Origin of the sequence: Flavobacterium sp. I3-2 (assembly GCF_013389595.1) — a bacterium.
Lineage (GTDB): Bacteria > Bacteroidota > Bacteroidia > Flavobacteriales > Flavobacteriaceae > Flavobacterium.
Genome location: NZ_CP058306.1, coordinates 271,378 through 284,321, shown reverse-complemented (window position 1 = coordinate 284,321; position 12,944 = coordinate 271,378). Strand labels below are relative to the sequence as shown.

The following is a 12,944-nucleotide window of genomic DNA, read 5'->3' as shown; positions in this document are numbered from 1 at the left end:
TTAATTATTTTCTATGAACTTTGTTTTTTTTAACAGAAATATTAATGTTAGTTTCTAGCTTATATTATTGACTTTTTTTGAAATTAATGAAAACTATTGCTTTATTTAGTTGTTTAATTGTTAATATTGTGATTGTTAAATGAATTACTTATGAAAAAAATTATTATATTTTTTGTTTTTGCGTTTTTCTATCAAGGAAGAGCACAAAACACTGCCGTAGCTAACCAAGCTTTTGAGCAAATATTAGTTAATCAAGGTATTGATAGTGATGGTTTGGTAAACGGACAAATACTAACTTCTGATGCCTTGGCTGTAACAGAACTTTCATTAAATTTAACTTCAGGGCCTGTATTCTATATAAATGATTTAACTGGTTTAGAAGCTTTTGTTAATTTACAAACACTATCTATAGAAAATGCTAATTTAACTACTTCAGGAATTAATCTTGGAACTTTAGTTAATTTACAGCATTTATCATTAATTAATTGCTATTTAGAGAGTGTTGATTTGTCTTCAAATGTTTTACTTAAAACAGTTAATTTTAGTAATTATGGTTTAGATACTCTTGGTAATTCTTTTGATTCTCTAGATTTAAGTAATAATCCGTTGATTTATTCAGTAAATTTATATAATAATCACATTTCTTACATTAATCTTAGAAATAATACACAAAACAACCTTGTTTTAGAAAAGGGAATGGATTGGCTTTTTCCACTTACAAGTAATGTTACCGTATGTATAGAAGTAGATAATGCGCAACAAGCAACTAATAGTGATGGGATTTATGAAAATTGGCAAATTCAAGGACCAAGTTCAAATACTTCGGAGTTGTTTAATTATTCGTTTTCTGAAAATTGCACTTTGTCTAATTTAAATCAAAATAAAATTAATTTTAAAGTTTATCCAAATCCAACAACCGGTATTTTGAATTTAGATTTAGACGAAACTGAAATTCAAATTATTGAAATTTCACTTTTTTCAATCGCTGGAAAAAAAATACTAACATTTGACACTAATTCTATTTTGAATATTGAGGGAATAGCGTCAGGAGTTTATTTATTAAATATTGATTCATCTCAAGGAAATTTTTCCAAGAAGATTATTAAAAAATAATGATGTAATAAAACAAAAAACACATAAACGATATTGCTTATGTGTTTTTTGATTATATAAAAAGAGTCAATTAACAATCAGCCATATTTACAGCGATTGCCAAACCACCTTCAGACGTTTCTTTGTATTTATTGTTCCTGTCAATAAGCGACTTGGTTGTCACTATTTTGCAACAGACATTTTATCTTTAAATTTAAAACGAATGGCTAAGTTAATTATTTTATATGAACTTTGTTTTTTTAACAGAAATATTAAACTCAATTTCTAATTTAAATCTTGTAATTCTAATTGTTCAATGAAGTAACTTGGTGTTAAACTGGTTTGTGCTTTAAATTGTTGTGTAAACGATTTTGGATTTGCAAAACCATAATTTTCTGCTATTTCTTGAATGCTTAATTTTCGTAAGTCGCTATTTTCGGTTAAGTCTTTTAGTACTTCATTAATACGTAGTTCATTGATGTAAGTATTAAAACTGCCTTTTTCTTTGTTAAGTAGTGTAGATAAGGTACTTCTGTTTGTACCAAGATCTTGAGCTAATTCATCTAGTTTTATAGGCTTTAAAAATTGTTTTTCGTTTTCAAAACGTTCCAATTGTTTTAAAAGCTTTTTTTCTGTTAAAGAAAATGATTTTTCAACATTTAAATTAGCAACCTTATTTTCATTGATTACTGAATTAATCTGTTCCTTTTCTAATTTTTGTTCTTCTTCAATTCGTGCTTTTTCTAAAACAATTTTATCTGTTTTTACCTTTTCTATTAAAGCTGTAAATTTTATTTTCAACTTCTTTTTTTCGTTATCCTGCCAAATAACATAAATCAAAAGAAGTAATATAAGTATTCCTAAAACTACCAATCCAAAACCATATTGTTTGTTACTTATATTCAAAACCGATCGTTCGTTTTCTAACTTTTTAGTTTCTAGTTCGGTATGTAACGTGTTCGAAAGCTTAAGTTGTTCTTCTTCAAATTGTTTATTTAAGGCAATTACATTTTCTGTAGCTTGTAATTGCAATTGCGTTTGGTTGGTTTCTTTATAAAAAGAAATTAAATAATCATAAGCTTCTCGCAGTTCATAATTTAAAAACTGTTTTTCTTTAAATAAATCATCAACCTTAGAAAAGTAAGTTACAGCAGTTACTTTATCGTCGTTTAGCCAAGCTATTTTACCTAAATACAAATATATAACATGCTCGTTTGTAAAATCTTCATTTGCTGTAACAATAGGTAAAGCATTTTTAAAAAAAGTTGCAGCATCAGCCGTGTTGTTTTCTAAAAAAGCCAAACAACCTTTTAAATAATTTAAGTATCCGTTTTCTGTTTCTTTATGTTTTGCGTTTAAAAGGTGTACGTTTTGCTCAATTTCTACAATTGTATTTTGTAACGAATCTGTACTTTGTAATTGCGTATATGTTTTACCCAAGCTGTATAAAGTACTTAAATAAGCACGGCTATGGTTATAATCGTTAATGCCTTTGTAATAATTTTTAGCTTGACTAAAATAGCTTACCGCTTTTTGGTAATGGCGTGTGTGGTAATAGATATTACCAATGTTTCTTTTTACAAGATTTAAATTATAAAAATTTTTATGTTCTTCATTATAATTTTCTGATGCTATTGCATATTGTAAAGCTTGGTTAAAATGACGATTTTTATAATGTAAAACAACATTTCTGTTTATGAAATCACCTGTTAAACTATCGTTATTAATTTTATAAAGCAGCGGTTGCATTTCTTCTATTAACTCCAATGCTTCTGTATAAGAAACGACAAACGATTTTTTTTCAAGCCCTTTATAGTGCTTTAAAGTATTATTTTCTTTTTGTGCTTTTGCTATATAACTATCTAAATAAATCAGTTTGATAGGTTTGGTTGTGGTGTCGTTTTCAATTACTTTCCAAAGGCTTTCGTATGTGTCAGAGGTTTTTTGGCTAAAACTAGTTAAAGGCAACAGAAAAATTGTCAATAATAGTATTGAAATATGATTTTTTAAATAGGTGGATGGCATGGTTTGGATTGATTTTTTACAAAATTACTAAAAATAATTCATTTTGTTTTTATGTGGTTAAGTGTTTTGTTTTTAGTAGTTTATCTTTTTGAAATTGACGATTATTCCGTTCCATTGATAATTTTTCCGTTCCTAAAAAATCAATTTTTTAAAAATTGACGATTCTTCCCTTTGTTTTTTCAAAACCCTTTCATATTTGCAAGGAAACAAAAGCTACCCGGGCAGCACCATTAAAAAATCCGAAACAATGAAAAGAAATTTTTTAATAGCTGTAGCAATTTTAGGTTTATGCAGCTCGTGCGATACAGACAATGAGTTTTTTACTGACGCACAACAAAAAACTAATAATGCATTACAACGTTCTTATATTACAACCAATTATAATTACGAAACTTACCAATGGATAATTGAAGGTTTTGAATACCATAAATCATTACCATATCATGATAATGTAATGTTGTATGAAAAATATGTGAATACAACTTTGCATGAAATGGGTTTAAATGAATCTTATAAAATGATTGATTATGAAGTATTGCAGAAGCTATTACAAACAGATGAAATGATTATTTCTGAATTCGATTATTCTTCTGACGCTAAAATGCTAATGAAACAATTGTTAAAAGAAGGTTCTTACGATGCTTCTGTTTTTCAAAAGCTAAACCCAACAGAGCAAAGTATTTTGAATACCATGTTCGCATTAAGTACAGACAATAAGGGAGATGATAAATTAGGACACGATAGAACTATTGCATTTGCATACGGAGCGCAATTTAGTTTTACAGAAGCTGTTTTGTATGCTGGTGCTGTAGCCTTACATTTTTAAATATGTGAATAAACCGTATTAAATTTTGTTTCGGAAACCAGTAGTCGCGAATGCTGGTTTTATGAAACAAAATACAATCCCGAATACAGCGGGTAACCTGTATAATTATTATAAACCGCAGTTTAAAAAATAAAAAAACTGCATAAATTTTAAAATTATGAAAAGATTAAAAAAATTAGCATTAAGTATTTTAGGAGTAACTGTATTATCTTTGGGATTATACGCTTGTAGTAATGATGGAGATGTACAAAACGATAATACTTCAAATGTTCAAAAACGTGAAACTCTTGTTGATGAAACTCAATTTGCAGAAGTTTCTGAAAAAATAAAAGTTGACACGGATTGGGTTAAATTAAATGATAATGTTGTTCAAATGGCTAATATTTTAGTGAATAATAATTTTCAATACGATACAGTAAATTATCAAGGAGATGATTTTTTTTATAAAAGTTTAGGTAAAGATGGAAATCAATATAAAGCTTTATATACAGAGTCAAAAGAGTTAGCTAGTAAATTGAGAGTGAAATATTTTAGTAAGTTAGAATGTATTGATTGTGTAATGATTCATAAAAATTTAAGTGATGTAGAATTAAATAGTATTTTATATTCATCAGCAATTGAGGTACCTAAAATTGACTGTAACAATTGGAAATTTTATGCTTGTGGGGTTGTTGCAGCTACTACTATAGAATTTCCTCCGGCTTTTGCAGCAGCCTTAGCATTGTGTATATCTGAATATTGTTAATTTTTTTAATTATGATAAACATTTTTTTGCCAATTATTATTATAGTAGTATTATTTTCTGTATTAAGTTACTTTAAACCTAATTTAGTTTGGAAGAAAGTTTCTGTTTTTGTATCATCTATTGCAGCAATTTTTTTTATTGTTGTGTCGTTTACAACGGATAATTTTAATATAAATACTTTACTTTTAGCCTTTGTGTTTATTTTAAATAGTTTTTTGTTGTATAAAAAATATTTACAGAAACCCAAAACAGATTAATAACTATTATAAAATAAAAAACACATAAACGAAATTGTTTATGTGTTTTTTTACTACTATTTAATATATTATAATGGAAAAAATAATCTTCTTTTTACTGCTATTCTTAACAGGATTTACAAGTAATGCACAGTTTGTATCGAAAATGTTTGTAAAAAATCACAATAAAATTTTTAGACCATCGATATTAGTTTCTACCGAAAAAAACAGAGAAATTGTTATGTTAGGCATGACACACGTTGGCGAGCAATCTTTTTATGATAAAATTAAACATAAGGTAGATTCGCTAAGAAATGAAGGATTTGTTGTTTTTTATGAGGGAGTAAAAATTAAAAGTGAAAACGATACCTTGAATGACGATTTGTTTTTGAGAAAATTCAGGAAACTATCCAATGATGCATTGTATCAATCAAATCCAGATAAAGAAAAAAAGAATTTTAAAGGTTTTGTTTATCAAGAAAAGTCCGATATTGGCATCAAGAAAGGAGATTTTCGAAACGATGCAACAATTAAAGAACTGGTTCAAAAATATGAAGAACAATTTGGAGAGGTTGAATTAAACCCTTGTGATTTTGAAACCAATTTCAATCAAAAATATAAATGTGGCAAAGTAGATAAACGAATTAGAAATTTTCTTGTAAATACTTTACGTGAAAAAATAATGATTGAAAACCTATTAAATTACCCAGAATCTAAAATAGTTTTTGTAGTTGGAGAAGGGCACGTTCCAACTTTTGCGCATATTTTAAAAGAAAATGGCTATGAATATAAACATTTGTTGAATGCAAAGAAATAAAACAAAAAACACATAAACGAAATTGCTTATGTGTTTTTTTTGTGTGTTATTTTTTAGCATTGATATCAAGAGTGATATCAACTTCTTGTGAAATCATCCAATCTTTAGGGTCACCTTCAGTTCCATAAGTTAATCCCCAATCTTGTCTGTTGATAGTAAACTGCGATTGTAAATTAACGGTTTCGCCTGCAATTGTAACTTTTGCTGGAAATGTAACATTAACCGTTTTATCTTTGATTGTCAAGTTACCACTAACAATATTAGTTGCTCCTTCAATAACACTTTTGTCTTTTGTTGAATCAAAAGCTGAAACAGCAGTGATTTCGAATTTAGCTGTTGGATATTTTTCTGATTCAAAGAAATCAGCATTTTTCAAATGCCCATCTAAATCAGCCGCAGTTTTTCCACCTGATTTTGCTGGATCTACAGATTTTTCATCTGTTGCTAATGAATTAATATCAATAACAAAAGAACCTCCAGTGATTTCGTCGTTAGCTACAGATAATGTTCCTTCTGTTTGTAAAGTACCAAATCTTGGGTCAAATCCACCTTTGTGATAACCTTTCCAAGTTAAAGTACTTGATGCTTTTTCAACTGTATATGTTGCTCCTGTTTGTACTGCAACTTCTTGTTCTGAAGTTGTTGTTGTTTTATCACCTGCTGATTTTTGGCAAGAAACCAATAATGCACCTACTGCAAATGCTAGAATTGAAACTTTTTTCATTTTTAAATTTATTTAGTAAGAATTAATAATCTTAAATTGTTAGTTCCCAAAATTAATAAAAACTTAGTTTAAAAATTCTATTGGTTTCCTTTTGGAAACTATACTTTTTTTGATAAGACTATTTTCTTGCGTAATTTTGATTCAGATTTAAAAATGAATTTTTTATTATTATGGAAGAAACGAATCAGACTGAAAATAAAAGCGAACGTTGTAAAGTTAAAATTACTGCAATAAAAGATACCATGGAAATATTATCAGGGAAATGGAAATTTCATATCATTGGGACGTTGCTTTTAAATGAAAAGCTTGGGTTTATGGCGTTGTTAAGAGAAGTTGACGGAATTGGTTCGAAAATGCTGTCAAAAGAATTACAAGATTTAGAGATGAATCATTTAATAACTCGAACAGTTTTAAATACCAAACCAATTACTGTAGAATATCAAATAACAACTTACGGAAAAACTTTAGAACCTATTATTGATGAAATTGCAAATTGGGGAATAAACTATCGTAAAACTATTTTTAAATAAAAAAGATTAGTAGAAAGCAAAAATAAGCAAAACGGTTAAAACCGTTTATATACAATGCTTTATAAAACAGTAGTCTTGGTTTGGAACCCGGTGTCTGATAGGTTTTGGTCTTAAAAATACAAAGATAGGTTACTAATTCGTTACCGATTAGCAAAGGTAATTAAAGGTGTAACAGGTTATATTTCAGTGTTTTGCGTTGTTTTTCATATTCCCTTGTAACTCAATGTAATTTAATTTTAAACATTAAACATTAAACATTTGAGTTATGCAGCAGACAAAAAAATCCACGTTCAAGCTACTTTTCTACTTGAAAAAGAACGAGCCGAAAAAGAACGGTAATGCCCCGATTATGGCACGTATTACTATTGATGTGGAAAAAACGGTCAAATTGACCACCTAATTCCAGTGTAAATTGACCACTAGTTTCGGATGAAACTGACCACCCAATTCCAGTTCAAATTGACCACCTAAAAAAAGACTCTTTTTTTCATGTTGTTAGCACCTAAATTCGTTTAAAAAAAACGGATTTATGGCAAACAAAATAACAGACATGAGTAAAATTAGAAAAGCAATTAAATTCCATTTAAGTGGTAAGAGCAAGCTCTTTATAAGCAATTATCTGTCGCTTTCCAGAAATACGGTAAAAAAATATATTAGTTTGTTCGATAGTTTAGCAATGAATGCAGAAGACATTGAACGCAAAACAGATTCAGAATTAGAAATCCTATTTTCTCAAAATATACTAATTACACCCAATCCTAGGTTAGAAAAACTGTATAGTTATTTTCCAAAAATGGAACGAGATCTTAAAAAGGTTGGCGTAACTGTTCAGCATTTATGGGAGAATTATTATTCAGAAAATCCTGATGGATTAAAAAGTTCTCAATTTAGACATCATTTTAATAAATGGAGTAATCGGGTGAACCCTGTTATGCATATGAATCACAAATCAGGTGATAAAATGTATGTTGATTATGCAGGAAAAACACTTTCAATCATTGATAAAGATACTGGTGAGCTAAAAGAAATCCAATTTTTTGTAGCGATATTAGGCGCTAGTCAATATACCTATGCTGAAGCCACTTTTAGCCAACAAAAAGAAGATTTTGTAACTTCTTTAGAAAATGCTATTCATTTTTTTGGTGGCACACCCGCAGCAATTGTTCCCGATAACTTAAAGGCAGCTGTTATAAAAAGTAATCGTTTTGAGCCTACAATAAATGAAACGTTGGTTGATTTTGCTGAGCATTATCAAACTACTGTTTTGCCAGCTAGAGCATATAAACCAAAGGATAAATCATTAGTTGAGGGAGCCGTAAAAATACTTTATCAAAGAATTTATGTACACTTAAAGAATCAAGATTTCTTTAGTTTAGAAGAGCTTAATGATGAAATTTGGAGATTACTCGATATTCATAACAAAAAGAAGCTTACCTCACGTCCTTACTCTAGATTAGAGTTGTTTATCGAAGATGAACAAAAAGAATTAGCTCCTTTGCCACAAAATCGTTTTGAAATTAAACATCAGTCTTTTGCTACAGTGATGCAAAACGGACATGTACTTTTAAGTGCAGATAAAAACTATTACAGTGTTCCTTATCAATATTTACGAAAAAAAGTCAAATTACTTTATAGCAAAACAACCGTTGAAATTTATTATAAATATAATCGTATTGCAACGCACCCAAGACATTACAAACCTTATGTTTATACAACTCATGCAGAACATATGGCTAGTTCTCATCAATTTGTGGCAGATTGGAGTGCTTCCAAATTTATAGATTGGGCAAGCAGTATAGATTCTATTATTGCTGAATTGATTATTAAGATTATTGACAGTAAAAATCATCCCGAACAAGCTTATAAATCGTGTATGGGCATTTTATCTTTCGAAAAAAAGGTAGGTAAATACAGATTAATTAATGCTTGTAAACGTGCTTTAGACTATAAAATTTACAATTATAAAGCCATACATAACATTTTAGAAAATAATTTAGACAGCATTGACTCTGAATCAGAATTTGATCTAGAACTACCCAAACACAATAATATCCGAGGGAAAAACTATTATAAATAACATAAAATCAATATAAATATGAATGAAGCAACAGTTATCAAACTGAACCAAATGAATTTAAAAGGTATGTGTAATGCCTTTAAATCAACTATTGAAAACGGTAATGTAGATCGTTATACTATTGATCAGATGGTATCCATACTTGTTGATGCCGAATGGGATGACCGCCACAATAGACGTATCGAAAGAAGTATTAAAAACGCAAAATTTCATTACAAAGCTAATATTGAAAGTTTAAATTTTGATTCTTCTAGAAGTCTTGACAGAACTCAAATTTTACGTTTAGCTGATTGTGAATTTGTAAACAAAAATCAAAATGTATTAATAACAGGAAGTACAGGTGTGGGTAAAAGTTATTTAGGAACAGCCTTAGGTTATCAAGCTTGTATTGAAGGCTATAAAGTAAGTTACTTTAATACTTCAAAGTTATTTGCTAAACTAAAAATGGCAAAAGCAGATGGATCTTATTTAAAAGAATTAGCTAAATTAGAACGACAAGATGTAATTATATTAGATGATTTTGGACTTCAAGCATTAGATAGTCAAAACAGAATTACGCTATTAGAAATAATCGAAGACAGACATAATAACGGTTCTATAATCGTTACATCACAAATCCCTGTGCAAGGATGGTACGATATCATTGGTGAAAAAACAATAGCAGATGCCATTTTAGATCGACTTATTCATAACGCACATAGAATTGAATTACAAGGTGAATCAATGCGTAAAAAAAGAAGCAAAAACAACGAATAATTTTTGACTATATTTGAATAAATCTTAACAACAGAAAAAAGTAGTTTTTTAGTAAAATTTTAGGTGATCAATTTACATTGGAATTACATGGTCATTTTGAATTGGAATTAACTGCTCACTTTAAATTGGAATTGGGTGGTCAATATCACTGGAATTTGCACATCAACTTCCATTTCAACACAATTGGACAGCCTTATCCCTGCATCCAAAATTTCTACATTGACCCAGGGTATGTTTGTAGGTTCCGTATCGGATAACTTCGATGAACGAATTGAGCAAAAAATCTTTCACGCAGAAATCGTAGTAGATAATGAAAAGGTAGCGTCCGAAACCAAAGCCTATCAGAAGATACCAGAGATTTTATCCTTTGTTGATGAACACGGAGAAGATAAGATGAAACAGCAAATTGAAAGCAATTACCGTCAGATAAAGTTAGACATTGTGAAAATTGTTGAAAGCGAAATGGAACGTATCAAGAATGACCCTAATCTACAACATTTAGTACAGGGGTAACTAATTTAAAGACATATTCTAAATACAGCTCACCTGGAATTTACACTTACAGAGCGTTCCTCTGCTTTAATCCAATATTGAACAGGATGAACACGAAAGAGTGTTAAGCAACCGGTTATCCTGTAGCGCGTATATCCTTATTCTGAAAATAAAATTGAGATAAAACCATGTCTTGGTATGTTATTGATTATTTGAATTGTCAAAATAAAATGTTTGAATAAACGGAACCTTAAAGTGTAATTAAAGCGCTCAAAAGTGTAATTTTTATTAATATACCCATAACTACATTTGTATCGGTGTTAAGATAGCTTAGCCGGCATAAGATATAGCACCTATAACACATAATTTTAACATAATTTATTTTCAGATGAAATTCATAAAATTTTCTTTACTGACTCTTCCTCTTTTAGTTTGCTCTTTAAATAGTAATGCACAGGAAAGCGCAAAAAGCACGTTCAATTTCCCTACTGATCGCAAGATCAATATCGGAGTTTTAGTTTATGATGGCGTAGAGATTGTCGATACGGGTGGTCCTATTGATGTTTTTGTAAAGGCAAATAACTGGAATGGCAACTATAATATTTACACCGTATCGGCAACAGCCAATAAAAATATAATCATGGACGGTGGAACGGTAAATCTAGTTTCTAAATACAGCATATACGATGCGCCACAATCAGATATATTGGTCATCCCCGGAACATCTCCTGAAATTGTCAAAACGATTTCCGCAGATAAAAAAATGATGAATTGGATTGTCTCACAGAATGAAAAAACTCAAATGACAATGTCTGTCTGTACTGGTGGGCTTATATTGGCAAATACGGGTCTGCTTGATGGGCGCTCTGCAACTACGCATCACTGGTCAATTGATGAGCTGAGATCGCATCCTAAAATAAAAGTCCAGGAAAAAACTCGATTTGTAGTGGATGGCAAGTTTTTAACTGGCGCAGGTGTCACTTCTGGTATGGATGTAGCACTTCAAGCTATTGAATTGATAAACGGTAAAGAAATTGCTGACGATATCGCACTCGGAATGGTTTATGATCGTTATAATACTATGGAGTTTTTACCTAAAAAATAATACCGAAATAACAACTGAAGTAACTGTTGACAAATATAACTTGTCAGCAGTTATTCTATTTTACCGTGAAACTGTTTTCTGTGAAATTCCTTCGGAGTTTCACCGGTATATTTCTTAAAAAAGCGGTTAAAATAACTATCCGTTTCAAATCCCAACTTCCATGCTACTTCCTTTGCCGGAGCTTTTGACCAGTACAGGAGTCTTTTTGCTTCAAGTAATAAATGCGCATCAATAAGTTGCTTAGGTGTTTTAAAGGTTGATTTTCTGACACGTTGATTTAATGTACGCGTAGTAACATTAAGCTGATCTGCATAGAATTTTACCTGATGTTGTTTATGGTAATTTTGTTTTAGCAGGGCTTTGAAACTATCATAGATTCCTAGAACATTCTGATCTTTAACTGGATACTTTACCGAAAGTCCGTAACATTGGACGATCAAAACATTCAACAGGGCTTTAATCAATTCCTCATTAGCATCCACTTTATCAACTTCTATAGAAATAATTTTGATGATATTATCCAATTCTTGAAGTTTTTCATAAGAAATTTGAATGAACGGCCGTGAAAACAACAGACTTACTTTTTGAAGAAATTGATTAGTCTGATCGGCAATAAAATGACTAGAGAATGCGATTGATACTATTTTGCAATTGCTCATGTCAGGATGCGTGTGTACCTGATCAACATCTAACATTAATACAGCTGGGCCTGAGAGATCTTTATTTTCAAAGTCAGAAAGATGACTCACATAACCCTCATACAAAAAGCTCAAGATATAAAAATTATGGGTATGAGCATCTGAATCTAACTTCATAAATTGCTCCAATTCTTCACCTGTAATCAATGAAAATTCATCCCTGAAATTTATACTATAGTTGGGTAATGTACAATCCATTTTGTTACATGATAAAATTCGTCTAAACATTTGACAGGAAGAAAATCCTGTAGTTAACAGTGATTAATATTCTAAAATTAGGAAACAGTATTCAATGTAATATCATAATTTTCCAAAATATTAATACCCGTTGTGCGGGTAGAAAAATACAATTCGACACGTTATTATTGAACTTCTAAAAGAAAATAATGATTATTAGAAGATTCCTTTCGTGCTAATTCGGAATAATTTACTTGAACGACAACGTTAGTTTTAACGCATTGTTAAACTAAATTTTCCAGCCCGAACTCAGCCAGCTTATCTACGATTGGTAAAGTTTTCAATCCCAATTCTGTCAACTGATATTCCACTTTAGGAGGAATTTGGGGATAGACTTTTTTGGTGACGAGCTTATGTTCTACAAGCATATTCAATTCTTGTATCAGCATTTTTTCACTGATGCCTACAACCGCTCTTTTCAACTCGCCATATCGCACCGTATTTTCGTTAATTTGGAACAATATCATTAATGTCCATTTACCGCTTAACAAAGTTAAAGATGCTCTTACCGGACATCTCTCATCGCAAGCCGGATTTATTTTTAAGTTTTTTTCCATTGATATTCAATAATTCTAACCGTTTGG

At 30.1% G+C, this 12,944-nt stretch carries 12 protein-coding genes and 2 pseudogenes; 10 read left to right on the top strand and 4 right to left on the bottom strand.

Annotated elements, in window-relative coordinates; all coding sequences use genetic code 11:
* Positions 1-150: 150 nt before the first annotated feature.
* Entirely contained in the window at positions 151-1,113 is a 963-nt protein-coding gene (locus HW119_RS01335) for a T9SS type A sorting domain-containing protein (protein WP_177760917.1), read from the top strand.
* Positions 1,114-1,377: 264 nt separating this feature from the next.
* Here the strand turns inward: HW119_RS01335 and HW119_RS01330 are convergent, their stop codons facing one another.
* Positions 1,378-3,117 (bottom strand): helix-turn-helix domain-containing protein, encoded by a 1,740-nt coding sequence (locus tag HW119_RS01330; protein WP_177760916.1) that lies wholly within the window; start codon positions 3,115-3,117, stop codon positions 1,378-1,380.
* A gap of 247 nt (positions 3,118-3,364) precedes the next feature.
* Between HW119_RS01330 and HW119_RS01325 the strand changes: the two genes are divergently transcribed.
* From HW119_RS01325 to HW119_RS01315, 3 genes are all read left to right on the top strand, one after another.
* A complete protein-coding gene (locus tag HW119_RS01325) occupies positions 3,365-3,943 on the top strand; it encodes a hypothetical protein (RefSeq protein ID WP_177760915.1) in 579 nt (192 codons plus the stop codon).
* Positions 3,944-4,100: 157 nt separating this feature from the next.
* Positions 4,101-4,688: a hypothetical protein gene (locus HW119_RS01320; protein WP_177760914.1), complete on the top strand. Its 588-nt coding sequence runs from the start codon at positions 4,101-4,103 to the stop codon at positions 4,686-4,688.
* 330 nt (positions 4,689-5,018) lie between these two features.
* A complete protein-coding gene (locus tag HW119_RS01315) occupies positions 5,019-5,741 on the top strand; it encodes a hypothetical protein (RefSeq protein ID WP_177760913.1) in 723 nt (240 codons plus the stop codon).
* A gap of 46 nt (positions 5,742-5,787) precedes the next feature.
* On the opposite strand, the gene HW119_RS01310 is transcribed toward HW119_RS01315, so the two are convergent.
* Positions 5,788-6,465, bottom strand: coding sequence for a YceI family protein (locus HW119_RS01310; protein WP_177760912.1), 678 nt, complete (start codon positions 6,463-6,465; stop codon positions 5,788-5,790).
* 170 nt (positions 6,466-6,635) lie between these two features.
* Between HW119_RS01310 and HW119_RS01305 the strand changes: the two genes are divergently transcribed.
* The 6 genes and pseudogenes from HW119_RS01305 to HW119_RS01285 all read left to right on the top strand — a co-directional run bounded on the left by HW119_RS01305 (position 6,636) and on the right by HW119_RS01285 (position 11,425).
* The gene (locus HW119_RS01305) at positions 6,636-6,995 is read left to right on the top strand and encodes a winged helix-turn-helix transcriptional regulator (protein WP_177760911.1); all 360 of its coding nucleotides are present in this window, start codon (positions 6,636-6,638) and stop codon (positions 6,993-6,995) included.
* 265 nt (positions 6,996-7,260) lie between these two features.
* Positions 7,261-7,365 (top strand): annotated as a pseudogene (locus HW119_RS16890) (hypothetical protein); the annotation flags it as partial.
* 159 nt (positions 7,366-7,524) lie between these two features.
* Positions 7,525-9,072: an IS21 family transposase gene (istA, locus tag HW119_RS01300; protein WP_177760867.1), complete on the top strand. Its 1,548-nt coding sequence runs from the start codon at positions 7,525-7,527 to the stop codon at positions 9,070-9,072.
* Between the two features lie 18 nt (positions 9,073-9,090).
* Positions 9,091-9,828: an IS21-like element helper ATPase IstB gene (gene istB, locus HW119_RS01295; RefSeq protein WP_177760868.1), complete on the top strand. Its 738-nt coding sequence runs from the start codon at positions 9,091-9,093 to the stop codon at positions 9,826-9,828.
* Positions 9,829-9,990: 162 nt separating this feature from the next.
* Positions 9,991-10,341, top strand: a pseudogene (locus HW119_RS01290) (conjugal transfer protein TraG); the annotation flags it as partial.
* Positions 10,342-10,708: 367 nt separating this feature from the next.
* Entirely contained in the window at positions 10,709-11,425 is a 717-nt protein-coding gene (locus tag HW119_RS01285; RefSeq protein WP_159156454.1) for a DJ-1/PfpI family protein, read from the top strand.
* A gap of 50 nt (positions 11,426-11,475) precedes the next feature.
* Here the strand turns inward: HW119_RS01285 and HW119_RS01280 are convergent, their stop codons facing one another.
* Complete coding sequence (locus tag HW119_RS01280; RefSeq protein ID WP_159156455.1) at positions 11,476-12,321, bottom strand: helix-turn-helix domain-containing protein; 846 nt, start codon at positions 12,319-12,321, stop codon at positions 11,476-11,478.
* 263 nt (positions 12,322-12,584) lie between these two features.
* Positions 12,585-12,917 carry a winged helix-turn-helix transcriptional regulator gene (locus HW119_RS01275; RefSeq protein WP_159156456.1) on the bottom strand — a complete coding sequence of 111 codons (333 nt, stop codon included), beginning with the start codon at positions 12,915-12,917 and terminating at the stop codon, positions 12,585-12,587.
* Positions 12,918-12,944 lie beyond the last annotated feature (27 nt).

What these genes read in the sequence shown, in the direction of transcription:
- HW119_RS01280 (WP_159156455.1), bottom strand. Translation starts at nt 12,321, where the DNA reads ATGGATTGTACATTACCCAACTATAGTATAAATTTCAGGGATGAATTT.
- HW119_RS01335 (WP_177760917.1), top strand. Translation starts at nt 151, where the DNA reads ATGAAAAAAATTATTATATTTTTTGTTTTTGCGTTTTTCTATCAAGGA.
- HW119_RS01325 (WP_177760915.1), top strand. Translation starts at nt 3,365, where the DNA reads ATGAAAAGAAATTTTTTAATAGCTGTAGCAATTTTAGGTTTATGCAGC.
- HW119_RS01285 (WP_159156454.1), top strand. Translation starts at nt 10,709, where the DNA reads ATGAAATTCATAAAATTTTCTTTACTGACTCTTCCTCTTTTAGTTTGC.
- HW119_RS01310 (WP_177760912.1), bottom strand. Translation starts at nt 6,465, where the DNA reads ATGAAAAAAGTTTCAATTCTAGCATTTGCAGTAGGTGCATTATTGGTT.
- HW119_RS01305 (WP_177760911.1), top strand. Translation starts at nt 6,636, where the DNA reads ATGGAAGAAACGAATCAGACTGAAAATAAAAGCGAACGTTGTAAAGTT.
- HW119_RS01330 (WP_177760916.1), bottom strand. Translation starts at nt 3,117, where the DNA reads ATGCCATCCACCTATTTAAAAAATCATATTTCAATACTATTATTGACA.
- HW119_RS01315 (WP_177760913.1), top strand. Translation starts at nt 5,019, where the DNA reads ATGGAAAAAATAATCTTCTTTTTACTGCTATTCTTAACAGGATTTACA.
- istA (WP_177760867.1), top strand. Translation starts at nt 7,525, where the DNA reads ATGGCAAACAAAATAACAGACATGAGTAAAATTAGAAAAGCAATTAAA.
- istB (WP_177760868.1), top strand. Translation starts at nt 9,091, where the DNA reads ATGAATGAAGCAACAGTTATCAAACTGAACCAAATGAATTTAAAAGGT.
- HW119_RS01320 (WP_177760914.1), top strand. Translation starts at nt 4,101, where the DNA reads ATGAAAAGATTAAAAAAATTAGCATTAAGTATTTTAGGAGTAACTGTA.
- HW119_RS01275 (WP_159156456.1), bottom strand. Translation starts at nt 12,917, where the DNA reads ATGGAAAAAAACTTAAAAATAAATCCGGCTTGCGATGAGAGATGTCCG.